Annotated in this window: 33 protein-coding genes; 6 read left to right on the top strand and 27 right to left on the bottom strand. The window is 41.2% G+C overall.

The annotated features are described in order from the left end of the window. Positions 1-8 precede the first annotated feature (8 nt). On the top strand, positions 9-2,270 hold the full coding sequence (locus ACZ5GB_RS01290; RefSeq protein WP_464327184.1) for an endonuclease MutS2: 2,262 nt from the start codon (positions 9-11) through the stop codon (positions 2,268-2,270). Here ACZ5GB_RS01290 and ACZ5GB_RS01285 read toward each other — a convergent pair. Then, positions 2,267-3,559 (bottom strand): NAD(P)/FAD-dependent oxidoreductase, encoded by a 1,293-nt coding sequence (locus ACZ5GB_RS01285; RefSeq protein WP_464327183.1) that lies wholly within the window; start codon positions 3,557-3,559, stop codon positions 2,267-2,269. The two genes, ACZ5GB_RS01290 and ACZ5GB_RS01285, sit on opposite strands and share 4 nt — an antisense overlap. Positions 3,560-3,674: 115 nt before the next feature. Between ACZ5GB_RS01285 and petA the strand changes: the two genes are divergently transcribed. Genes petA through ACZ5GB_RS01270 form a run of 3 tightly spaced genes read left to right on the top strand, consistent with a single transcriptional unit; the run spans position 3,675 to position 6,046 of the window. Next, the gene (gene petA / locus ACZ5GB_RS01280; protein WP_464327182.1) at positions 3,675-4,193 is read left to right on the top strand and encodes a ubiquinol-cytochrome c reductase iron-sulfur subunit; all 519 of its coding nucleotides are present in this window, start codon (positions 3,675-3,677) and stop codon (positions 4,191-4,193) included. A gap of 12 nt (positions 4,194-4,205) precedes the next feature. Further along, positions 4,206-5,417 (top strand): cytochrome b, encoded by a 1,212-nt coding sequence (locus tag ACZ5GB_RS01275; RefSeq protein ID WP_464327181.1) that lies wholly within the window; start codon positions 4,206-4,208, stop codon positions 5,415-5,417. After that, positions 5,414-6,046, top strand: coding sequence for a cytochrome c1 (locus ACZ5GB_RS01270; protein ID WP_464327180.1), 633 nt, complete (start codon positions 5,414-5,416; stop codon positions 6,044-6,046). Before ACZ5GB_RS01275 ends, ACZ5GB_RS01270 begins: the two co-directional genes overlap by 4 nt. On the opposite strand, the gene ACZ5GB_RS01265 is transcribed toward ACZ5GB_RS01270, so the two are convergent. From ACZ5GB_RS01265 to ACZ5GB_RS01245, 5 genes are read right to left on the bottom strand one after another with little or no spacing between them, the layout of a single operon-like run. Next, positions 6,024-6,674, bottom strand: coding sequence for an endonuclease (locus tag ACZ5GB_RS01265; protein WP_464327179.1), 651 nt, complete (start codon positions 6,672-6,674; stop codon positions 6,024-6,026). The two genes, ACZ5GB_RS01270 and ACZ5GB_RS01265, sit on opposite strands and share 23 nt — an antisense overlap. Then, positions 6,640-7,227 (bottom strand): hypothetical protein, encoded by a 588-nt coding sequence (locus ACZ5GB_RS01260; protein ID WP_464327178.1) that lies wholly within the window; start codon positions 7,225-7,227, stop codon positions 6,640-6,642. Before ACZ5GB_RS01260 ends, ACZ5GB_RS01265 begins: the two co-directional genes overlap by 35 nt. After that, the gene (locus tag ACZ5GB_RS01255) at positions 7,217-7,429 is read right to left on the bottom strand and encodes a heavy-metal-associated domain-containing protein (protein WP_464327177.1); all 213 of its coding nucleotides are present in this window, start codon (positions 7,427-7,429) and stop codon (positions 7,217-7,219) included. Before ACZ5GB_RS01255 ends, ACZ5GB_RS01260 begins: the two co-directional genes overlap by 11 nt. Then, positions 7,404-8,003: a molybdenum cofactor guanylyltransferase MobA gene (gene mobA, locus ACZ5GB_RS01250; RefSeq protein WP_464327176.1), complete on the bottom strand. Its 600-nt coding sequence runs from the start codon at positions 8,001-8,003 to the stop codon at positions 7,404-7,406. Before mobA ends, ACZ5GB_RS01255 begins: the two co-directional genes overlap by 26 nt. Further along, positions 8,000-8,944, bottom strand: a complete 945-nt coding sequence (locus ACZ5GB_RS01245; RefSeq protein WP_464327175.1) for a lytic transglycosylase domain-containing protein — start codon at positions 8,942-8,944, stop codon at positions 8,000-8,002. The genes mobA and ACZ5GB_RS01245 overlap by 4 nt, the downstream gene beginning before the upstream one ends. Positions 8,945-8,982: 38 nt before the next feature. Between ACZ5GB_RS01245 and rlmN the strand changes: the two genes are divergently transcribed. After that, positions 8,983-10,026: a dual-specificity RNA methyltransferase RlmN gene (rlmN, locus tag ACZ5GB_RS01240; RefSeq protein ID WP_464327174.1), complete on the top strand. Its 1,044-nt coding sequence runs from the start codon at positions 8,983-8,985 to the stop codon at positions 10,024-10,026. Between the two features lie 5 nt (positions 10,027-10,031). Then, entirely contained in the window at positions 10,032-10,715 is a 684-nt protein-coding gene (gene lepB, locus ACZ5GB_RS01235) for a signal peptidase I (RefSeq protein WP_464327173.1), read from the top strand. On the opposite strand, the gene ACZ5GB_RS01230 is transcribed toward lepB, so the two are convergent. Genes ACZ5GB_RS01230 through rpsH form a run of 21 tightly spaced genes read right to left on the bottom strand, consistent with a single transcriptional unit; the run spans position 10,705 to position 22,468 of the window. After that, positions 10,705-12,417, bottom strand: a complete 1,713-nt coding sequence (locus ACZ5GB_RS01230; RefSeq protein WP_464327172.1) for an oxygen-binding di-iron domain-containing protein — start codon at positions 12,415-12,417, stop codon at positions 10,705-10,707. The genes lepB and ACZ5GB_RS01230 overlap by 11 nt on opposite strands. Continuing rightward, entirely contained in the window at positions 12,417-12,665 is a 249-nt protein-coding gene (locus tag ACZ5GB_RS01225; RefSeq protein ID WP_464327171.1) for a hypothetical protein, read from the bottom strand. Before ACZ5GB_RS01225 ends, ACZ5GB_RS01230 begins: the two co-directional genes overlap by 1 nt. Beyond that, positions 12,641-13,045, bottom strand: a complete 405-nt coding sequence (locus tag ACZ5GB_RS01220; RefSeq protein WP_464327170.1) for a hypothetical protein — start codon at positions 13,043-13,045, stop codon at positions 12,641-12,643. Before ACZ5GB_RS01220 ends, ACZ5GB_RS01225 begins: the two co-directional genes overlap by 25 nt. Beyond that, the gene (locus ACZ5GB_RS01215) at positions 13,023-13,799 is read right to left on the bottom strand and encodes a TlyA family RNA methyltransferase (RefSeq protein WP_464327169.1); all 777 of its coding nucleotides are present in this window, start codon (positions 13,797-13,799) and stop codon (positions 13,023-13,025) included. Before ACZ5GB_RS01215 ends, ACZ5GB_RS01220 begins: the two co-directional genes overlap by 23 nt. Further along, positions 13,796-14,035, bottom strand: a complete 240-nt coding sequence (locus tag ACZ5GB_RS01210; protein ID WP_464327168.1) for a YggT family protein — start codon at positions 14,033-14,035, stop codon at positions 13,796-13,798. Before ACZ5GB_RS01210 ends, ACZ5GB_RS01215 begins: the two co-directional genes overlap by 4 nt. Then, positions 14,032-14,388 (bottom strand): 50S ribosomal protein L17, encoded by a 357-nt coding sequence (gene rplQ, locus ACZ5GB_RS01205; RefSeq protein ID WP_464327167.1) that lies wholly within the window; start codon positions 14,386-14,388, stop codon positions 14,032-14,034. The genes ACZ5GB_RS01210 and rplQ overlap by 4 nt, the downstream gene beginning before the upstream one ends. A 3-nt stretch (positions 14,389-14,391) precedes the next feature. Further along, positions 14,392-15,345, bottom strand: a complete 954-nt coding sequence (locus ACZ5GB_RS01200; protein ID WP_464327166.1) for a DNA-directed RNA polymerase subunit alpha — start codon at positions 15,343-15,345, stop codon at positions 14,392-14,394. 12 nt (positions 15,346-15,357) lie between these two features. After that, positions 15,358-15,987 carry a 30S ribosomal protein S4 gene (rpsD, locus tag ACZ5GB_RS01195; protein WP_464327165.1) on the bottom strand — a complete coding sequence of 210 codons (630 nt, stop codon included), beginning with the start codon at positions 15,985-15,987 and terminating at the stop codon, positions 15,358-15,360. Positions 15,988-15,990: 3 nt separating this feature from the next. After that, positions 15,991-16,380, bottom strand: a complete 390-nt coding sequence (gene rpsK, locus ACZ5GB_RS01190; protein WP_464327164.1) for a 30S ribosomal protein S11 — start codon at positions 16,378-16,380, stop codon at positions 15,991-15,993. Positions 16,381-16,391: 11 nt separating this feature from the next. Continuing rightward, positions 16,392-16,772 (bottom strand): 30S ribosomal protein S13, encoded by a 381-nt coding sequence (rpsM, locus tag ACZ5GB_RS01185; RefSeq protein WP_464327163.1) that lies wholly within the window; start codon positions 16,770-16,772, stop codon positions 16,392-16,394. 11 nt (positions 16,773-16,783) lie between these two features. Then, positions 16,784-16,897 (bottom strand): 50S ribosomal protein L36, encoded by a 114-nt coding sequence (gene rpmJ / locus ACZ5GB_RS01180; protein WP_464327162.1) that lies wholly within the window; start codon positions 16,895-16,897, stop codon positions 16,784-16,786. A 36-nt stretch (positions 16,898-16,933) separates the two neighbouring features. Continuing rightward, positions 16,934-17,173 (bottom strand): translation initiation factor IF-1, encoded by a 240-nt coding sequence (gene infA, locus ACZ5GB_RS01175; protein WP_464327161.1) that lies wholly within the window; start codon positions 17,171-17,173, stop codon positions 16,934-16,936. Further along, positions 17,166-17,957 carry a type I methionyl aminopeptidase gene (gene map / locus ACZ5GB_RS01170; RefSeq protein WP_464327160.1) on the bottom strand — a complete coding sequence of 264 codons (792 nt, stop codon included), beginning with the start codon at positions 17,955-17,957 and terminating at the stop codon, positions 17,166-17,168. Before map ends, infA begins: the two co-directional genes overlap by 8 nt. Continuing rightward, positions 17,947-18,588 (bottom strand): adenylate kinase, encoded by a 642-nt coding sequence (locus ACZ5GB_RS01165; RefSeq protein ID WP_464327159.1) that lies wholly within the window; start codon positions 18,586-18,588, stop codon positions 17,947-17,949. The genes map and ACZ5GB_RS01165 overlap by 11 nt, the downstream gene beginning before the upstream one ends. Next, positions 18,585-19,880 (bottom strand): preprotein translocase subunit SecY, encoded by a 1,296-nt coding sequence (gene secY, locus ACZ5GB_RS01160; protein WP_464327158.1) that lies wholly within the window; start codon positions 19,878-19,880, stop codon positions 18,585-18,587. The genes ACZ5GB_RS01165 and secY overlap by 4 nt, the downstream gene beginning before the upstream one ends. Continuing rightward, positions 19,877-20,323 (bottom strand): 50S ribosomal protein L15, encoded by a 447-nt coding sequence (rplO, locus tag ACZ5GB_RS01155; RefSeq protein ID WP_464327157.1) that lies wholly within the window; start codon positions 20,321-20,323, stop codon positions 19,877-19,879. Before rplO ends, secY begins: the two co-directional genes overlap by 4 nt. Beyond that, complete coding sequence (gene rpmD, locus ACZ5GB_RS01150; protein WP_464327156.1) at positions 20,320-20,505, bottom strand: 50S ribosomal protein L30; 186 nt, start codon at positions 20,503-20,505, stop codon at positions 20,320-20,322. Before rpmD ends, rplO begins: the two co-directional genes overlap by 4 nt. A 12-nt stretch (positions 20,506-20,517) precedes the next feature. Beyond that, positions 20,518-21,105: a 30S ribosomal protein S5 gene (gene rpsE / locus ACZ5GB_RS01145; protein WP_464327155.1), complete on the bottom strand. Its 588-nt coding sequence runs from the start codon at positions 21,103-21,105 to the stop codon at positions 20,518-20,520. 11 nt (positions 21,106-21,116) lie between these two features. Then, a complete protein-coding gene (gene rplR / locus ACZ5GB_RS01140) occupies positions 21,117-21,488 on the bottom strand; it encodes a 50S ribosomal protein L18 (RefSeq protein WP_464327154.1) in 372 nt (123 codons plus the stop codon). Between the two features lie 11 nt (positions 21,489-21,499). Next, the gene (gene rplF / locus ACZ5GB_RS01135; RefSeq protein ID WP_464327153.1) at positions 21,500-22,054 is read right to left on the bottom strand and encodes a 50S ribosomal protein L6; all 555 of its coding nucleotides are present in this window, start codon (positions 22,052-22,054) and stop codon (positions 21,500-21,502) included. Between the two features lie 9 nt (positions 22,055-22,063). Continuing rightward, complete coding sequence (rpsH, locus tag ACZ5GB_RS01130) at positions 22,064-22,468, bottom strand: 30S ribosomal protein S8 (protein WP_464327152.1); 405 nt, start codon at positions 22,466-22,468, stop codon at positions 22,064-22,066. Between the last annotated feature and the right edge of the window lie 8 nt (positions 22,469-22,476).

Raw genomic sequence — 22,476 nt, 5'->3', positions numbered from 1 at the left:
TTTTCTTAATGAGGGAAAGAGACCTTATAAAGCTTGAGTTCTTCCAAGTCCTGGAGAGGCTTAAGACATATACACATTCTAAGGCCACAGAAAGGTTTGTTGATCAGATAAGACCGCTTACCGATAGGCAGCTGTTGGAAGAAAATATAAGGCTTGTTGAGGATTTTGTACATGTGTACGAGGAAATAAGTCTTTATAAGTTTGATGACGTGGAAGATCTTATAAAGAAATCTTCCATAAAGGATTACATACTATCTGTGGAAGAAGCCCTAAGCCTTTTGAAAGTATTAAGATTAATCAAGGAAGTTAGAAAAGTAATAGGCGAAAAGGTGCAGACCTATAAAAACCTTGCTCATATTACAAAAAGCCTTTACCTGTTTAGCTATCTTGAGAACGCCATTGAATCGGTCATAGATCCAAGAGGCTTTGTAAAGGATTCCGCCAGCGAGGAACTAAGAGATATAAGGTATAAGATAAGGGAAACGGAAAAGGAAATTTTAAAAAGGCTTGAGTCTGTTTTTTCAAGGCCAGATGCAGACAGGGTTTTTTCTGATAAGTTTGTAGCTTATAAAAATGGTAGATACGTGCTTCCTGTTAAAACTACAGAGGTCAAAAAAATAGTAGGTGTGGTACATGGTACCTCCTCCTCCGGTTTTACCACATATGTGGAACCTCAAAGCGTGATAGAACTAAACAACAGGCTTACGGTACTCAGGGATGAAGAGGAAGATGAGGTAAAAAGAATACTTAAAAGACTTTCTTCTCTTGTAGGTGAGCAGTCCCAAAGGCTTCTTGAGGCCTTTAGAACACTTATAAAAGTAGATTATTTATATGCTGTAGTAAAGTTTTCAAAGGAATATGAAGGAAAATTTCCACAGATAGGCGATTATGTGGATCTTTCTGGTGTAAGGCATCCACTTTTGATCTTCTTGAAAGAAGATGTGGTGCCCATAGATATAAGAATTAAGGATAAAAGGGGGCTACTATTAACAGGCCCAAATACGGGTGGTAAAACAGTAGCGTTAAAGACTCTGGGACTTTGTAGCCTCCTATTTCAATCTGGCATTCCCATACCTGTGGAAGAAGCTACCTTGCCAGTTTTTGAGAAGATTTTTATTGATATTGGGGATGAACAAAGCATAGAACAAAGCCTTTCTACCTTTTCTTCCCATATGACCAACATAGCAGACTTCATACCTCTTATTGATGAAAAAACTCTTGTGCTTCTTGATGAGCTTGGAGCTGGAACGGATCCAGTGGAAGGTTCAGCCCTTGGAATAGCATTGCTTGAATATCTAAAGGAAAAAAGGGCCTTTGTTTTTGCTACCACTCACCATACACCCATAAAGGTTTACGCCTTAAGTTCCGATTATTACATACCGGCAAGTGCACTTTTTGATAAGGAAAGCCTGAGGCCGCTTTATAAGATAATCTACGATGCTGTAGGTGAAAGTATGGCTTTGGCAGTAGCCCAAAGGTGTGGAATTCCGGAGGAAATATTGTTAAAGGCAAAAGAATTTCTTCCTGCAGGCTTTGAAGAATACTTCTCCGCAAAGGAAGCCCTTGAAGAATACATAAGGGAATACAGGGAAAGGTTAAAGGAGTTGGAAGAAGAGAAAAATAGGCTTGAAAGCCTTATAAAAGAACAAGAAAAGATGGCAGAAGAATTGGAAAGGAGGAAAAGGGAAGAGATAAATAGGGTTGTAAAAGAACTAAAGGACAAGTTTGAAGAGTTTCTTTTGGAAGCAGAAAAATATATAAGAAGTATAAAGGACAAGCAGAGGATAAAAGAACTTTTTAAAGAGAAGGTAGAAAACATATACAAAGAAGAGATAGAAGAAGCCTTACAGGTGGGTGATTGGGTTGAGTTTTTGGGTTCAAAGGGAAAGATACTTGAGATAAGGGATGACAGAGCCAATGTGCTTTTTGGTGGTGTTAAGGCATGGGTAAAAACCTCAGAGTTGAAAAAGATAGAGCCTCCACCGGAGGAATCTCCACCAGAAAAGGTCTTTGAATTCAAAAAGGCCACACCTTCAGAGATAAACCTTATAGGTTTTAGCGTAGAAGAAGCCCTTACCAAGTTGGAGCTTTTCCTACAAGAGGCTCATAGCATGGGTTTAAAGAGCATAAAAGTAATACATGGCCATGGAGTCCTAAAAAAGGCAGTTCAGGATTTTCTTTCCTCTTCTCCCCTTGTGGTCTTCCATAGAGAAGGTTATCCAAAGGAGGGAGGCCCCGGCACCTCCCTCGTGTATTTAACAAAAGATTAGCAAGGCGACCCAGGAGAACCAGAGCAATCGGAGCAGAGGTGTATGGCATGAACCTTCAAAAGGAACTCAAGCCCCTTCTCTTCAAACCATGGAGATACATCTCCACGCCTTATCTTCCACAAGAAGTACTTTTCAAAGGCAGACTTGAGGTAGTGCATCCAAACAGCCTTTTTGTATAGAACAGTTGACCTTGGTGGAAGCACAGGAGAGGCAAAGAAGCCCATAGCATCACCACCCATATCCGCTATACATATGGCAGACAGCTCGGGCGCATACCTGTCTGGATTGTTTCTTATATCGTTCACTATGTTGTGGGCCACAGCCAAGGCCATCTGCTCTATCATCATACCCGTCTTTGGTGCGCCGGTTGGTATGGGTGTTTGTTCTACAGGTGGTATGGCTGTTACCACTCCAACGCCAAAGATGTTTTTGTAGGTTGGGTTTTGGAAGCATCTGTTAACGATAACCATCTTGTTGGCTGGATTTGCCACCTTGTCGCCAGCAGAGGCCACCACTTCTGGACCCATAAACCTTGGCATAATCATGGAAAGCTTGGCTGGTGCTTCGTAGGTTTTGCCTTCCAAGTCTTCATATATTACCTTGTCTGGCTCCACCTTGGTTATCTTAACGTTGGCTACCCACTTTATACTTCTCTCTGCCATAATATCTTCCATAAGCCTTCTTGAAGGACCAACACCTCCAAGACCCAAATGTCCTACGTATGGCTCAGAGGTTATATAAGTTATAGGAACCTTATGCCTTAAGCCTCTTTTCTTTAGCTCATGGTGAAGCATAAAGGCAAACTCATAAGCTGGTCCAAAACAGCTCACGCCCGGTATGGCACCCACAACTACAGGACCTGGATTTCTGTAAAACTCTTCAAGCCTTTTGTTCAGCTCCATAGCGTGTTCTGCAGTACAAACGGAGGTGGAATTCTGCTCTTGACCCTCTGCACCGAATACAAGCTTGGGACCCGTAGCTATAACAAGGTAGTCATACTCTATTTCTTTACCGCCTTTTGTCTTTATTTTGTTTGCCTCTGGGTCAATGCTCTCCGCATCCTCGTTGATAAAGTCTATACCGTGCTTTGGGAGAAGGCCAGCCAAGGGTATGCTTATTTCATCAAACTTTCTCCACCCAAGGGCAAGGTGAGGATAGGATGGAGTAAAGCCAAAGTATGGCCTCCCAGATACTACGGTGACCTTAATGTCCTTATAAAGCTTTCTCAGGTTGTAGGCGGTAGCTATACCACCCACACCGCCACCTATTACCACCACATGCTTACTCATTACATCACCTCCTTAGGAAATTTATCACTTATAATTATATAAGCTATGACTTATAAACCAGGTTTTTGTTAGGGTGTATAATGGAAAATTTAGAACTTTATCAGGAGGTACTATTATGGAGACTTCCAGAAGGGACCTAATGGGTCTAGCCATAGGTGGTTTGGGTGCTGTTGGGGTCCTTGGAGTTCTTTACCCCATAGTTAAAACACTCGCTCCAAGTGCTGCATCACTTGCGGGTGCCACCGTAGAGGTGGATGTAAATTCCATTTCAGAAGGGCAGGTAAGGGTCGTATCTTGGAAAGGTAAGCCTGTGTTTGTTGTAAGGCTACCCCAAGGCTTTCAGTGGAATGGCAAAACAAAAGAAGATAGGAACAGGAAACTTTTACAAGGACAAGATGCCTACGCCATGGTTGCAGTATGCACACACCTTGGCTGTGTTCCTCTGTGGAAGCCTCAGGGAGAGGCAGAGTATAACTATCCTGTTTTCCACTGTCCATGCCATGGTGGTTTCTATTCACCATGGGGTGATAACATAGCCGGACCACCTCCTAGACCTCTTTACATACCACCACAAAAAAGAGAAGGAAACAAACTCGTTATAGGTGAACCTGGTTTTATAAAAGAACTAACATAAGGAGGTGATAAGATGCTAAGCAGGATAGGAAGATGGATAGACGAAAGGGCGCATCTTTCAGACCTTTGGCGCTCTCAAATGGTAGATTATAAAGTGCCTAAAAACCTTACCTTTCCTTATGTCTTTGGAGTTTTTGCCTTAGTTGCTTTTGCTATACAAATAATCTCGGGTATATTCCTCACTATGTATTATCAGCCCAACGTTCATACCGCCTTTGATAGTGCTAACTATACCATAATGAAAGAAGTTCCCTTTATGTGGCTTATAAGACACGTTCATGCTGCTGGCGCAAACTTCTTCTTAGCAGTAGTTTATTTACATATCTTTACCGGTATATATTACAACGCCTACAAAAAACCAAGAGAGCTTACATGGATAGTGGGATGGTTAATATACTTTGTGCTATTGGTTACAGCTCTTACTGGTTATCTACTTCCTTGGGGTCAGCTTTCCTACTGGGGTATGGTGGTAACAGCAGAAATACCCACCTCCATAGATTCTGCGCCTATAATAGGTAAGCTCAAAATAGGTGAAACAGTTTCCATATGGATGAAAGGTGGTTATGAAATAGGACAGATAACCCTTGGAAGGTTCTTTGGCTTACACATATGGCTCTTGCCTCTTATACTACTACTGCTTGTTGGTATACACCTCTATCTTGTACGTGCAGCTGGCATATCAAACCCAGAGGGTAGAGAAATAGACAAAAAGAAGGAAGGTGTGCCCTTCCATCCCTATATGACCTTAAAGGAAGGTGCCTATGTAATGGGCTACTTGGCAGTGTTCTTCTTCTTTGTGTTCTTCTACATGCACCACTTTTTACCACCAGACAACTACGACCCTGCAGACCCATTCAAAACACCGGCTCACATAGCACCAGAATGGTATCTACTTGCATACTACACCATATTTAGGTCCATACCCGATAAGTTCCTCGGCTTTGTTGCCTTTAACCTTACACTTGTTTTCCTTCTAATACTGCCATTCCTTGACTTTTCACCCATAAAGAGTGCCAGAAATAGGCCTCTATTCTTTGTTATGTTCATAGTGCTTGTAATATCTTCAATGGCCCTAACCATACTTGGCACCATGCCACCCACACCCACTAACGCCATGCTTGGACTTATATTTACCGCAGGCCTTTTTGCCTTCTTCCTATCGCTTCCAATCATATCCATAATAGAATGGGGTTGGTACAAGGCTAAAGGAGGTGAAAAGCAATGATTAAGGCCATCTTTTTCACAGTTATAACGGTAGTCTTTTTCTACATCATATGGATAAACAACATCTTTGCTCCCCATGAACATTATGAAATGCCCGCTCAGCATGCCAAGATAGCCGATGATGTCAAGAGCTATGCAAAAGAAGGGAAACAGCTCTTTGAGCAAAACTGTCAATCTTGCCACTCTGTAAGGTATGACGCCGTATACATAGCTTCTGTGCAAGCAAACCCAAAGCTTAAGACTCTTCAAGAAAAATATGGCAAGGTGCTTCCAAGAAATGTGTATGAATCTGTATTCCATGAGGACCTTATGTCTCTCAAAGAATCCTTTGGTAAAGTACCTCCAGACCTGTCTACCATCTACATAGTAAAAGGTAAAGAATACCTTTACAACTTTATACTTGACCCTCAAAAGGTCCTGCCCGGCACATCCATGCCAGCTGTTATGGCCGGAAGGCCAGAAGAGACTGCAAAGATCATAGCCTATCTTAAATCTGTAGCTGAACCAAGCCCAGAAGAAAAGGGCAAAAGGGTGCTTATGGGCGTAGGCACCATAGCCTACCTCATAGTTATGGGTGTGCTTCTTTGGATATATAGGGGTAGAATTCTCAAAAGGATGGGCTTACACTAAAGCAAAGCCTTTTTAAAGGGCACTCCCCGCAAAGGGGGGTGCTTCTACAATATCTCTTTGCATGTTCATCTATCAAGGCGTGAAATTCTTTATAAATTTCTATATCCTTAGGCAGGTTATCCTCAAAAAACTTTTTTAAGCTATCATAATTTCCATCTATATTCATAAACCTACGCATAAACCTTTGAGTATACTTATCTACGACAAAGCTTAACTTATCTCCGGCGTATAACAGTATGGCATCCGCCGTTTCTTTTCCAATACCGGGCACCTTTAAAAGCTCTTCCCTACTCACACTTTGCACCTTATCCGTTGGATTGAAAAAGTTGGCCACATCCTTTAGCCTTTTAGCCTTTTGGTTATAAAAGCCAGAGGGTCTTATAAGTTCTTTTAGTTTATCCATATTTGTATCCCTTATAAATCTTAAGGAAAGTTCTCCATATATTTTGAGATTTTCTAAAGCTCTTTCCACATTCTTCCAGCTCGTATTTTGGGTAAGTATGGCACCTATTATGATCTCTTCCCTTTTGTCCGTTCCCTTTTGCTTATGATAATCTTCATCCACAGGCCACCAGCCCTGCGGGCCGTAAAGGTCAAACAAAAGCTTGTATAAGTCTTCTAACCTCATGGTATACCTCTTCACCCTTTGAATAGCTTATGCCAAGTTCCTTAGCCTTTTGTAAAGTAAGAAAACCCTCTCTTGCAAGCAGTTGTAAAAATTGACTAAGGTTATGCCTCTTCTTGGCTTGCATACTTCCCCTTTCAAAATCTATAAGATAAACCTCAAGGTCCTTACCTATAAGAGTATTTTTATCAAGCTTATGAAGTTCTTCCTTGTTTACACCAAGCCTATCCAAAAGCTCAATAAGCTCAAGCACTCTAAGATAAACAAAAGCCTTTTGACTTCTTGTTAAAGAAGCCTTTTCTATGGGAATACCGTCTATAAACTCATAAACTAAAAAGTCTTCTCCCGCTTCCAAAAGCTGTGGGAAACCTCTGTATCCTTTTAAAAGCTTTAATATCTCACCTTCCTTTCTTATGGCGTATTCCCTTTCACTATCCTTTGCCACCTTTATGGCTACATCAATACCTTTCCACTTAGCCCTGTATATATAACCTCTCCAACCCTTACTAAAAAGTTGTAAGTCTTTTAAAGATTCTTTGAACTCTTCAAACCTCACCTACTACTTTATAGCCCCATTCTTCTACGGCGGATTGTAGTAGGCTAAAAGGTATATCCTTTTCCATCCGCACCTTGGCAATTCCCTCTTCTAAGCTAACGTCCACATGGGATACTCCTTCCACGGAGTATAAGGCCTTCTTTACTGTTTCTACACAGTGCATACAGGTCATACCTTCAACCTTTAAAGTCTTCTCCACCATAGAGTTTTATTATAAGTCCTGCATCCTCCTTTGTGTTCATGTTTATAAAGGAAAATAAATCTGGGTCGTAGGGTAATACATCTCTTTCCTCTAAGGCTTTGTAAGGAAGGCTTAATACAAAATCCATAAGCCTTTCACCCCCAGCCTTTATGTAGTCTTCAAGAGGTTCCAAAAGCTCCCTATAATAAACCGCAAAAAGAGGGTAGTATTTCCCTCTTACCTTGTAGAGTGTGAGAGGTGGAGAAGAGTTAAGCCAAAGATGTTCCACCACTTCCTTCCTTATAAGAGGCATATCTCCACTTATAACAAGAGCCTTTTCGCCATGGAGATTTTTAAGGGCTGTGTAAAGCCCAGCTATGGCATATTGCTTTTTCAAAAGGTCCTTAATAAACTCCACACCTTCCAAAAAGGAAAACTTATCCACATCCTTTGTGATAACACAAAGCCTATCGCATACTTTTTTTAGAGTTTCTGTTATATGTTCTATGGCCCTTTTATCACCTATTTTATAGAGTAGTTTATCCTCACCAAAGCGCCTGCTTTGGCCACCTGCAAGCACAAAGCATTCAATCATTCTCTTATAATAAGCTTTGCCCCATTAGGCAACCTTTCAACTTTTTCTTTTTCTTTATTCCTTTCCTCCTTTGGCACATAAACAAAGGTGCCAGCGGGTATAACATCCTTCTTTATGTGCGGGTTAAGGTCCTTAAAAAGGCTTTCTTTGATGCCACTTTTTGCTATAAACTCCTCCGTAGGTGTATCCCTATCCATTGCCTTTTTTGCCACCGATATGCCCTCTACCCTTACAGAAAGTCCATATTTTTCTGGATTGTTTGCAAGCAATAAAACGGCAAAAAAGGCAGGCACGTAGTTCCTTGTTTCCTCTGGAAGCAGGGTTTGAGTTGTCCAAAAGTCCACACCCCCTGTCCGCCTTGCCACACAGTTCTCACCACAGTTATAGCTTGCAAGGGCAAGCTCCCAGTTCCCAAACATAGAGTATAGGTCTTTAAGGTATCTCATGGCTGCATCGGTAGCCTTTACCACATCAAACCTTTCATCTACATACTGGTCCACACGAAGGCCATACCTTCTTGCTGTGGATGGTATAAACTGCCAAAGGCCGGCTGCGCCAGACCTTGAGACGGCAAAGTTGTTAAACCCACTTTCAATCACAGGAAGAAGGGCAAGCTCCTCTGGAAGGTTGTATTTCTGCACTATGGGCCTTATAATGGGCATGTAATAATTGGCCCTTTGCAAAGCCAATTCAAAGGAACGCTTGTTTGAAAGATAATAGTTTATAAACTTTCTTATTTCTTCTCTGTCTGGTATTGGTATTCCCAAAGCCTGTGCTTCCCTTTGTATAAACCTCTCTTCTTCCTCAGAGAAGTAAAAACTACCCTTTTGCACAAAATTTAGCTGATGGTCTGTTTTGGGTAAAATGGCCTGTCTAACCGCTGGAGTACAAGAGGTGAGAAGCATACACGAAAATACTGCTAACCACACTCCCCTTCTCATAGCTTCCCTCAAAAATCCATTATACTAAATTTTTAATTATGGAACTTCTAACATCCTACACATTAAAGGAGCTTAGAGCAAGGTTTGAAGAACTTGGCTTAGAAGCTTACAGAGCCAACCAAGTTATGAACTGGGTATACAAAAGGTTTGAAGATGACTTTCAAAAGATGACAGACCTATCCAAAGGGCATAGGGAGCTTCTGTCAAAGCATTTCAAAATCCACAGCCTTGAGCCAATTGATAAAGTTGTTGCAAAGGATTCCATAAAATACCTCTTTAAGACCTTTGATGGCCACATCATAGAAACAGTCCTAATATTTGAAAGGGACCATCTTACTCTGTGCCTTTCCTCCCAGATAGGATGCGCCGTAGGGTGCAAGTTCTGCGCCACAGCAAAAGATGGACTTTTGAGAAACCTAAGCACGGCTGAGATAATAGACCAGTTTTTATGGGTACAAAAGGATGCAAGCCAAAAGATAAGGAATGTGGTCTTTATGGGTATGGGTGAGCCCCTTGCCAACTATGAAGCTGTGAGAAAGGCCGTTGAAATATTGATAAGCCCTTGGGGTATAGACCTCTCCAAAAGAAGGGTTAGCGTATCCACCAGTGGTCTAATATCTCAGATAAGGAAGATGGCACAAGACCCTATGATGAGGGAGATAAACCTTGCAGTCTCCATAAATGCACCAAACCAACAGATAAGAGAGGAACTAATGCCCATAAGCAAAACTAACACTCTTGAAGACCTTATAAAAACCCTTGCAGAGTTTCCATATCCACCAGATAGAAGGATAATGCTTGAGTATGTGATCATAAAGGATGTGAATGACTCTACGGAAGATGCCCACAGGCTTGCCAAAATGCTTAGTCCATACAGGAGAAAGTTTAAGATAAACCTTATACCCTACAATCCAGACCCTTCCTTGCCTTTTGAAAGACCACCTCTTGAAAAGGTTTATGCTTTTCAGGAAGTTTTAAGAAGGTATAACCTTTCTGTTTTTGTAAGGCTTAGCAAGGGTGTTGATGTTTTTGGTGCCTGCGGACAACTTAGGAGCAAAAGGATACAGCTTATGGTAAAATAAGAAGGGTGAAAGAAATACCCAAGTGGTTTAAAGAACTTGTCATAGTTATAATTGTAGTGCTTTTTATTAGGACCTTCCTTGTACAAGCATACAATATACCATCTGGTTCTATGAAGCCTACTCTTCTTGTGGGAGATTTTATATTGGTTAACAAACTGGTTTACAAACTTTCCGAACCCCAAAGGGGTGATATAGTAGTCTTTAAATGGCCTGTGAATCCACAAATTGATTTTATAAAAAGAATAATAGGCATGCCAGGAGATACTATTGAGGTAAAAGGTGAAAAAGTATTTATAAATGGCAAAGAAGTTCCTTTAAGGTTTATAAGTAAAATACAAGAGGATGGAACAGATAAATTGATATATGAAGAAATTTTACCTAATGGTGTAAGACATAAAATTGCCCTATATGAATACCCTTTTATTCCCAGAAAAGACGCCTATTATGCAAAAATACCAGAAGGCTATTACTTTGTTATGGGAGACAACAGAGATAACAGCGAAGATAGTAGATATTGGGGTTTGCTTCCAAGGGAAAATATAGTAGGAAAGGCCTTTGTTATCTACTTCTCTGGTGATATACCACCATTGGAAAGCACTGATGTAAACATACTAACAGGCTTTAAGCAGTTGTTTTTGGCCATATTAAATCCTCGTTTTGAAAGGATAGGTAAAAGCCTTATATGGTAAGCTTGATACCAGCCAAGTAGAAATGTTTTATAGCTTCTTTTATAAGATTAGGTTCAAGATTTTTATTAAACATCAATCCTAACATAAGAGAAGGTAGCCTTTCAATATCCACAAAAACTTTATGAATTTTTGTATCTTCTATATACATAAATTGGTTGAGTTCCTCAAAAAATGATATAATTTCATCGTTTTCTGGCCTTTTCTTAAGCAATTTCAGTAAACTTTCACATACTTCTAAGATAACTCCTTCATCAAATTCATGAAAGTTATTCGGAATAGAAGAAAGTTTTGAAAAGGCTTCCTTTATAAGTGATTCGGATAGCATGGGATTACCAAACATAGGATAAACACAAGCTATGCTTTCTCTCACTATCTTTTTAAGAGTAAAAGAAAGAACATCCTGCGATGGTACATGTAAGCTTGTATAAAGAAGAAGGTCTTCTATTTCTGTGTCCGTAAGAGGGTTAAACTCTTCTATTGAACGTAAGGAACTTAAAAACTTACCAGTAAACAGATAGCCTTTGCTTTCTTCTAAGACCACAAAGCTTCCCGCCTCCGGCAAAAAGGGTGTGGAAATAAACCTTAAAATATCACCAGTAGCCAACTTCAACCTCCCACCTGGGAAGGTTTCTATGGTCTTAATCCTACTCAAGGGTATTCCCAAAGCTTTTAACTTTTGTGCTATGTTTAAAGAGGTTATTACAAAAGCCCTTTGGCTTGACTGAAGAAAGTTAACCACTCCAGAAGCTTCATCTAAACCAGACCCCATAAGAATAAGCCCTTTGACAGCATCCACAGTGCCTACAACTTGTTCCAATTTTGTCCTTATAAGAGCATAGTCCTGATGCGTCCCTACGTTTATTAATATTGGTACCTTTATACTGTCCTTTTCATATATCCTAAGGTACGAGTTCTTTTGAAACAGGCCTTTGTTGTCTTCCACACCAACCCAGTATAGTCCTTCCTTAAGCTCAATAGCTTGGCTTAGGTCCACCTTATATTTTGGAACAGTTTGTGCTTCTACTAAAGCAACTTGAGCTTCTTCCTTAATTGTGCTGACTTTGTGTTCAGGAATACGGCTATATATAATACTTGAAATAAAGTCCCAATTGTCCTTAAACTTATAAGGTAGCTCTTCTTCTTTATATGGTTCCAGTTTAATTCTAACTTCCTTTGTTATGAGACCCTTAAATTTTTCTATATCACAGCTCGATCCTTTTATAGCACCTTTTGACAAATATAGACTGCATTTACCTTCCTCATCTTCAATAGTTAGTATTAAGGTTTTACCCAAACGTAAGAATTTTAAAAGAAGATTTATAGGACCTAAATATTCTAAATGTGCCTGTTCATATATATCTTTGCTTATACTAACTATTTTTGTAAGCAATTCCATAGGATTGAAAGGAAGAACAACATAATTGACATCCCTAAGTCCATATTCTTTTAGTTTATCTGCCTCTTCATACCTATCTATAAAGAATATTGGTGTAATATATTTACCCGATTTGAGTACTTTAAACCAAAAATCCATATCCTCTATGGATAAAAGTAAAACTTCGGGTGAAGAGACTCTTAAGAATTCAAAGGCCTTTTCTTCTTCCAAAGCTACAAGTAGTTTATGGCCAGTTACGTTAAATATATCTACCAATAGGGGAAAGTATTGCTTCCTTTTATCTAAAAGCAAGCACAATACACCCATTAGTAAAGCTCCTTCTTTTCGCTTGCTATTTTTAATAAACTAAGTTGTTCCTTAAGTATGTTTATGGATTGGACAAGCATAAAAAAAGCATGTTCTACTTTTAGAAGAGCAGATTGAAAAGAAAGGTCATCTTCTAAAAGTCTAAGCTCCCTAAACCTCCTATAGAATTCATCTATATTAGTGCCAAAGGCCAAAAGCTCTTTTATAACCTCCTCAGAGAGTTTTAAAGCCTCTTCTCTTGTATCCATACCTTACCTACCTCCTCTCCTTCCGCTCTTGGCATATTATACCTACTAAAAAGGATAGATTCAACCATTTTTAGTTCATAATCCTGAAGGTTTTCTATTATAAGCCTTGCCCTATCACCTTCGTATTCGGACCTTACCTTTATATCCCCCTCCGAGGATCCACAAGAAAGGTCCCCACCACCCGCCATAAAACCCACACCCAAAGAAAGAGTAAGGAAGTTTAGCTCATCTATAAGCATAATTGGCCTTTCTAAGTTTTTGTGTATTTTTAAATACACGCAAAGGGCAAGCCCTACTCTCATAAGGTTTTCTGGAGTAAAAGGATAAAGCCCCAACCTACCAGTTAAATAGTTCTTTTCAAACAACTTCCCTAATTGCATCTTCTACCACCAAGTTTATATCATCAATATTCTTAAGCTTTTTACCCGCAAGCACAAAAAACTCTTCATTGCCCTTTGTCCCCTTAGGCTTAGCCTTAATCACACCCCCTATATTCATACCAAAAGACCTTAAAAATTCTATAACGCTAAGTATGGCTTCTTTTTTGAACTCATCCTCTCTTACTATACCCTTTTTTACCTTCTTTGGTTCCAGTTCAAACTGAGGCTTTACAAGCACAAGCAATACACCATCCTCCTTTAAAAATCTTAACACATTAGGAAGCACTTTTCTTGCTGATATAAAGGATACGTCTACGGTTATTAAATCCACAGATTGGGGTATATGTTCCTCTGTTAGCTCCCTTGCATCCGTTTCTTCATATAGGACCACTCTTGGGTCATATCTTAACTTTGGGTCCATCTGCCCCCTGCCCACATCTACCGCATAGACCCTTTTTACACCATGCATAAGTAAACACTGGGTAAAGCCCCCAGTAGAAGAACCCACATCAAGGGCTATCATATCCTTTACATTTAAATTAAACCTCTGCAAGGCCCACTCAAGCTTATAACCAGCCCTTGAAACATACTTAGGTGGCTCTTTTACTTCTATTTTTTGACCCTCCTTTACCTTTGTGCCTGGCTTTGTAATTACCCTCCCATCCACAAGAACAAGGCCCGCCATTATCATGGCCTGAGCTTTCTCTCTGGTTGGCGCATAGCCCTTTTCTACCAAATAGACATCAAGCCTCAAAGTTTAAAAAGATGTTTTATTAAATAAAGGATAAAGAGCAAAACAAGGGGAGAGAAATCAAGACCGCTTACCGGTGGAATTACTCTTCTTATAGGGTCAAGTAGGAGTGATATAAACCTGTCAAGAGAAACATAAAACTTGCTTTCCCTTACCTGTGGTATCCAAGAACCAATAGCATGCAAAAAAACTAATACTATTAAAAGGTTTATAAGTAGGGATAGTATACCCTTAATCATTCTACAAGCTCAAGAATAGCAAGCTCGCATCCATCACCCTTTCTTCTGTCTGGAAGCTTTATTATTCTTGTATATCCACCATTTCTGTTTTCAAACCTTGGAGCAATTTCTTCAAAAAGCTTTCTAATTGCCTTTTTGTCAGGAAGAAGCTGTAGAGCTAATCTGCGTGCGGTAAGGTCTCCTTTTTTCCCAAGGGTTATAAGCCTTTCTACAAAAGGCTTTACTGCTTTTGCCTTTTGAAGAGATGTTTCTATCCTTTCTTCCATTATTATGGCCCTCGCAAGGGACCTATAAAGGGCCAATCTTTGTTCTTTTGTTCTATCAAAGTGCTTTTTCTTAACCTTGTGCCTCATGTTTTACCTCCTGCTTTCTATGTCCATCCCTAAGTATAGGCCCATCTGTTTTAAGGCTTCCTTTATTTCATTAATCGCCTTTCTGCCCACATTCTTTGTGCTTTTTAGGTCCTCTTCTGTTAGCCTTACCAGGTCGCCTATGGTGGTTATACCCATTCTTTTTATGGAATTAAGCGCCCTTTGAGAAACATCCAATTCCTCTATGGGAAGGCTAAGCTTTTCTATAAACTCATCCACCACAGCAACTGGTTCTTCTATAACAGGAACTTCATAAGAGATATTCTCTAAGGCACTAAAGTTTTTGACTATAAGCTGGACAGCTTCCTTTATAACCTCGTCGGGTGTTTTTGTACCGTCAGTGTATATTTCCATTATAAGCCTATCGTAATCGCTCCTTTTTTCTACTCTGGTCTTTTCTACCCTAAAGGCTACCTGCCTTACTGGAGAAAAGTCCGCATCTACCAATATCCACCCAACTTCTCCAAGTACTTCCATTTCTTCGGTTGGTACGTATCCGAAGCCACGTTCAATCCTTATTTCCATATTTATCTCTTTCTCTGGGTCTGTTATCGTTAGTATCTTTTGGTCCGGATTTATAATCTCCACGTTGGGTGGAAGACTTAAATCCTTAGCATAGACCACACCTTCACCTTTTTTCTTAAGGTATAGTATCTCCACATCTGCATTGTGAAGTTTAAACCTAACCTTTTTTAGGTTGGCTATTATCTCAAGAGTGTCTTCTTGCACGCCTTCTATGGAAGAAAACTCATGGTAAACACCGTATATCTTTACAGCGGTTATGGCTGTGCCTTCTATTGAAGAAAGTAAGGTCCTCCTTAATGAATTACCTATGGTTATACCAAATCCTCTTTCTAAAGGCTCTACTATCAACCTTCCGTAGGTTTTTGTCCTCTCTTCCCAATAAACCTTTGAAGGAAATATAAATTCTCTTAACATTAAACCTCCTCCTTATACTCTTGAATAGAACTCTATGATGTACTGAAGGTTTATCGGCACTTCAAGCTGAATGTCCTTAGGCAAGTCAAGCACCTTTCCTCTAAAGTTGTCTTTGTCCAGTTCAAGCCATGGAGGTATGCTTCTTGGGTCCACCTTTTGAAGGTTTTCAAGAAGTTGAGGAATGTCCCTTGATGTAGGCTTTACTTCAATTATATCTCCTGGTTCAACCCTGTAGGATGGTATGTTTACCTTTTTACCGTTTACCAAGAAGTGGCCATGGGCTACCCACTGCCTTGCCTGCCTTCTTGTAGAAGCAAAGCCAAGCCTATAAACTACGTTGTCCAGTCTTCTTTCAAGTAATTGGAGGAGTACCTGGCCAGTATTACCTTTTGAGCGAGAAGCCTCGTCAAAGTATCTCTTGAATTGCTTTTCTCTTAGGCCTCCATACAGGAACTTAAGCTTTTGTTTCTCCATAAGACGGAGACCATACTCGGTAAGCTTCCTTCTTCTACCTTTTGTCCTTCCATGCTGTCCTGGTGGGAAGTTCCTTCTTGCTAATATCTTTGGAGCGCTTGCTTTCCCTGATACAACAACTCCAAACCTTCTATCGTGTCTTATCTGTGGTCCTATATACCTACCCATGCTTCAAACCCTCCTCTTTGCAGGTGGTCTGCATCCATTGTGAGGAATTGGAGTAACGTCCCTTATGGCCTTTATCTTTATACCAGCTGCGTGTATGGCCCTAAGGGCAGATTCCCTACCTGCACCAGCACCTTTAATCCTTACTTCTGCTTCCTGAAGACCATACTCTTGGATGGCTCTTTTGGCTGCCTTTTGGGCTGCAAGTTGTGCTGCATAGGGTGTGCTTTTCCTTGTGCCTTTAAAGCCAACCGTTCCGCCGCTTTCCCACACTAATGTATTGCCCTGCTTGTCCGTTATGGTCACAATAGTATTATTAAAGGTGCTAAGTATATGCACTATACCTTCTGTTACAGTCCTCTTTTGCTTTTTTGCTTGTTGCTTCTTCTTTGCCATATACTACCTCCTTACTTAACTATCTTCTTCTTTGTGCCTCCCACTGTTTTCCTCTTGCCCTTCCTTGTTCTTGCATTGGTCCTTGTCTGTTGTCCTCTAACTGGGAGGCCTCTAACGTGCCTTATACCTCTATAGCATCCCATATCTATAAGCTTTTTGATGTTCATCTGCACTTCTCTTCTTAGGTCTCCTTCCACTGTATAGTTTTGTTCTATAAACTTACGTATGGTGTTAAGCTCTTCTGGGGTTAGCTCTCCAAGCCTTTTTGTGCATGGAATACCAGTTTTTTCACATATTTCCCTTGCCCTTGCCCAACCGATGCCATAAAGGTAGGTAAGGGCCACTTCCAGCTTTTTGCCGTCAGGAAGGTCAACGCCTGCTATCCTTGCCATCTTTTACCTCCTTAGCCTTGCCTTTGCTTGTGTTTTGGGTTTTCGCATATTACCATAACTCTTCCCTTTCTTCTAATCACCTTACACTTGGCACATATGGGCTTCACGGAAGGTTTAACCTTCATGCTTACCTCCTTGCAAGCTAAAAATTATACCATAAATCATCCTCTGTAGATGATCCTACCCCTTGTAAGGTCATAAGGGGATAGCTCTACCTTTACCTTATCACCCGGTAGTATCCTTATAAAGTGGATACGCATTTTACCAGATACATGGGCAAGTACTTCATGGCCTGTTTCTAACCTTACCCTAAACATGGCGTTGGGCAAGGCCTCTAAAACTTCACCCTCAAGCACTATGCCTTTCTCTTTGGGTTTTTCTTCTCCTTTCTTCTTACCCATCTTTAAACTCCGTCAATACTATTGGTCCTTGTTTTGTCACAGCAACTACATATTCATAGTGGGCCGAAGGACTTCTATCTGCCGTTATAACAGTCCAACGGTCCCCATCGTGGGCTATTTCTTCTGTTCCAAGGGATAGCATGGGTTCAATGGCAAGAACCATGCCTTGCCTTAGCTTATAATCTCTCTTTTCCTGTGCTAAGGTGGCTGGATGGTTTGGGATAAAGGGGTCTTCATGCACCTTTCTACCTATACCATGTCCTCCAAGGTTTTTTAAAGGATAAACACCATACTTTTTGGCCACCCTGTATATGGCATCCACTATATCCGAGACCCAATTCCCTGGGACGCAAACCTTAACAGCCTCTTGCAAAGCTTCTTTTGTGGCCTTCATAAGCATCTCCTTTTCCTTGCTGACCTCTCCCACCGCTATGGTAATGGCAGAGTCTCCAGCGTAGCCATCCACATAAGCTCCAAAGTCAAGGCTTACGATATCACCCTCTTTTATTATCTGCTCTTTTTTAGGAATTCCATGCACCACAGCTTCGTTTATGGATACGCATAGGCTTGCAGGGAATCTTTCATCGCTAAAGGGAGGCTTATAGTTTAGAAAGGCTGGCTTTGCCCCTCTCTTTTTAGTTTCTTCCCTTGCTATAAGGTCAAGCTCGTAGGCAGAAATTCCAGGCCTTACGGCCTTGGCTACTGCCTGAAGAACCTCCACCACCACATCACAAGCCCTTTTTATCTTTTCAATCTCCTTAAAGGAGTAAAGCTCAACCGCCATCCTTCAATACCTCTAAAAGCCTGCTATGCACCTCTTCCACATCTTTTGTGGCATCCAATCTAATTAACTTATGCCTTTTTTCGTAAAATTCAATAAGTGGTGCTGTTTGTTCTCTATAAACCTTAAACCTTCTGCGCACCACTTCCTCTTTATCATCCTCTCTTTGTATAAGCTTGCCACCGCAAAGGTCGCATATACCTTCTTGCTTTGGTGGATTATACCTTATATGATAGACGGCACCACATACAGAACAGGTTAGCCTGCCAGAAAGCCTATCCACCACCACTTCTTCTGAAATCTCAAAAAGCACCACCTTATCCACATCCCTTCCATACTTTTTAAGCATTTCTTCAAGGGCTATGGCCTGTGGCACAGTTCTTGGAAATCCATCTAAGATAAATCCACCATCTTTTGGCATAACCTCTTCTATAAGGGATATTACCACCTCATCGGGAACAAGCTCTCCTTTGTCCATATATTCCTTTGCTTTTTTACCGAGGGGTGTGCCGTTCTTTACCGCCTCTCTTAGTAGGTCGCCCGTAGATATGTGAAGTAGGCCCATCTCTTTGGATAGCCTCTTTGCCTGAGTGCCTTTGCCAGACCCAGGGGGTCCAAGAAATACCACTATCACCTTACCTTCCTCCTATACTTGGTGTACTTTTGCTGGAGTAGTTGGGCTTCAAGCTTGTTTATAGTATCAAGGGCTACGCCTACCACTATAAGAGCAGTTGTACCACCAAAATAGAAGGGCACCTTTAGCCACATGCTTACAAATATGGGTATTACTGCTACTACACTGAGGAAAATGGCTCCCACGAAAGCAAGTCTGTTTATTATATGCTCCAAATACTTTTGTGTATCTTGGCCAGGCCTTATACCTGGTATAAAGGCTCCCGCCTTTTTCAAATTGTCCGCCACATCAACTGGGTTTATAAGCACTGCAGTATAAAAGTAGGTGAAGAAAAATATAAAGGCTACATAGAGTATGTTGTATGGTAGTGTGGTAGGGTTAAAGGCATCATGTATGGCTTTGGCTATAGGGTGTTGTATAAAGCCAAGGACTGTGGAGGGTATTATAAGTAGGGATTGGGCAAAGATTATAGGTATTACTCCCGCTGGATTTATCTTTATAGGAAGATAACTGGAAGAACCTACTATCTCTTGCCTGCCTACCTGCCTTCTTGGGTGCTGTATGGGTATTCTTCTCTCCGCCTCTTGTATGAAAACTATGCCAACTACTACAGCTATTACAAAGAGGATGGCACCTACAAAGGCAAAGGGTGATATATCACCGTTCTTAAGGGCGCTCCATACCCTTATGGCTGCATTGGGAAAGCCAGCCACTATACCAGCAAATATAAGTAAGGACATACCGTTTCCTATACCCTTCTCCGTTATCCTATCTCCAACCCACACCAAAAACATGGTGGATGCAACCAAGGAAATAATAGTAGTTATAGAGAATAGGAGGCCTGGTTCTGATACGACAGGCGTTCCCTTGGGCGAAACCTGCCCCTGAAGCCATACAGTTATACCCAAAGATTGCACAAAAGCCACAAGAAGAGTGAGATACCTTGTATATTGATTGATCTTATACCTTCCGTAGTCTCCTTCTTCTTTGGCAAGCCTTTGGAGTTCTGGTACAGCCACAGTCAACAACTGCATCATTATGGAGGCGGATATATAGGGCATGACTCCAAGGGCAAAGAGGGTCATCCTCCCAAGGTTTCCACCAGAGAATATATCGTAAAGGTAAAAGATGGTGCCTTCAAAGCTTTTGAAGAAATCTTGAAGAGCCGTAGTATCCACGCCAGGCAAGGGTATATGGCTACCGAGCCTGTATATGGCCAACATAAAAAGGGTGTAGAAAAACCTATTCCTAAAGTCCTCAAGAGAAAAAACTTGCCTGAGGTACTCTATCACCTTATCTCCTCACAGGTACCACCAAGGGCTTGAATCTTTTCCCTTGCGGATTGTGAGAAGGCATGGGCCTTTACTTTGAGCGCCTTTGTAAGTTCTCCATCGCCAAGCACTTTTACGGGCAAGCCTTTCTTCACAAGACCTCTTTCCAGTAGCTTTTCTGGCGTTACCTCTTCACCAGATTCAAAGTATTTCTCAAGGGTCCTAAGGTTTACTACCGAGTATTCCACCTTATTTAAAGGCCTAAAGCCCCTCTTGGGAATCCTTTTGTGTAATGGCGTTTGTCCGCCTTCAAACCACGAAGGCAATCTTCTATCTCCCGAACGTGTCTTTTGACCCTTGTGGCCCTTACCACAGGTCTTTCCAAGGCCGGAACCTATACCTCTTCCTACCCTTCTCTTTTCCTTTGTAGCTCCTTCGTTGGGTGCCAATTCATGCAGCTTCATCCTTCTACCTCCTCCACCTCAAGAAGGTGGATAGCTTTACGTATATTTCCTCTAACCATAGGGTTATCCTCAAGTATTACCTCCTGGCCAGTTTTTCTAAGGCCAAGGCTTTTAACCGCCTTTATTTGAGATTCTGGCTTTCCAGCCAATCCCCTTACAAGCTTTACTCTCAACTTTGCCATAGCATACCTCCCTTAGGGTATACGCAGGTCTCTTGCGTATATGTGGTATCTTTTCCTCAATACTTCTGGGTCTATGCCTCTTTCCTTTGCCACCTCTTCCAAGGACCTAAGCTTCAAAAGGGCATCAAAAACAGCTCTTACCACATTGTTTGGGTTTGTGCTACCTTGTAGCTTGGTAAGCACGTCCGTGTATCCTGCCAGTTCAAAGATGGGTTTGGCAGCACCACCAGCCACTATACCAGTTCCACGCCTTGCAGGTATTACCTTTATCATAGTTGGCCCATAATGCCCAATAACATCGTGGGGGACTGTACCGTTTTCAATGGGAACTCTTATAATGTGCTTTTTCCCGTCTTCTATTGCCTTGGCTATAGCTATGGGAACTTCCCTTGCCTTTCCAAGTCCAAAGCCTACATAGCCTCTTTTGTCTCCTACTATGACAAGGGCGCTAAAAGAAAACCTTTTTCCACCTTTGGTGACTCTTGTGGTCCTCTTGGCATATATGAGTCTTTCTTCTATCTGTAGCTGGTCTTCAATCTCTGCTATCCTCTGCTCTCTCCTTTTGTTGTCAATAAGTTTCTCAATGGATATGCCGCCCATCTTTACCTCCTTTAAAACTCAAGACCAAGCTCTCTGCATTTATCTGCAAAGGCTTTTATTTTACCGTGGTAGAGGAAGCCACCTCTATCAAAAACTACCTTTTTTATACCCTTTTCAAGAGCTTTTTTCACCAAAATTTCTGCTACTTTTTGCACATCTTGTATAGATTTTCCTCCTCTTTTGCCAGTTAACTGCACAAATTCAGGGTCTATTGAAGAGGCAGAAACTAAGGTATGTGCTTTAGTGTCGTCTATTATCTGGGCATAGAAGGCGTTTAGGCTTCTGTAAACACAAAGCCTGGGCCTTTCTGGGGTGCCAAATATCTTTTTCCTTATCCTCTTGTGCCTTCTTTCTCTCTTTTCATGCCTACTTAACTTTGCCATGCCTTACCTCCTTACTTCTTACCACCCTTTCCTTTTCCAGCAGCCTTACCAGCCTTGAGCCTTAGCACTTCGCCTTCATAACGTATACCTTTACCTTTGTATGCATCGGGTTTTCTAAAGGCTCTTATCTGCGCACAAACTTGACCAACTCTCTCCTTATCTATACCGCTAACGTATATCTTATTTTCCTTTACCTCAATCTTAATATCGGGCGGTATGGGATATATTACCGGATGAGAAAGTCCCAAGCTTAGCTCCAAGTTATTCCCTTTTACTGCAGCCCTGTATCCAAGTCCAACCACTTCAAGCACTTTGGTATAGCCCTCTGTAACTCCTTTTATCATGTTCCTTATAAGGGCTGCGGTGGTGCCGTGCATTGCCCTATGGAAGGGTTGGTCCGTGGGCCTTTCCACTTTTATCACGTTGTTTTCAATGGAAACCTTTATGTCTGGGTGTATTCTCATAGAGAGCTTGCCCTTTGGACCTTCTACTTTGATCTCTCCATTTTGAAGGCTTACCTTTACGTTCTGTGGTATCTCTATGGGTTTTTTACCTATTCTTGACATGGCCACACCTCACCATACATAAGCTATAAGCTCTCCACCTTTGCCAAGCTTACGGGCCTCATGGTCTGTGATAATTCCCGCATCGGTGGAGAGTATGGCTATACCAAAGCCTCTTTTGACATAAGGTATTTTATGCTTTGGAGTATATATCCTTCTCCCTGGCTTTGACACCTTTTCAAGCCCAGATATAACATTCCTTTCTTTTTTGGGGTCCACATACTTAAGGTGTATCCTTAGCTTGTATTGGGTGCCTTTCTTCTCCTCTTCCAACCTTTCCCAATCCTTTATATAGCCTTCCTTCTTGAGAAGCTCAAGAATTGCCTCCTTTAGCTTTGAAGATGGCACATCCACATAATCCATGCGCCTTTGTATGGCGTTCTTTATAGCGGAGAACATATCTGCTATAGGGTCCATCCCTTTAC

The sequence above is a fragment of the Hydrogenobacter subterraneus genome (assembly GCF_055390195.1).
This window is presented reverse-complemented; position numbering and strand designations above follow the sequence as displayed.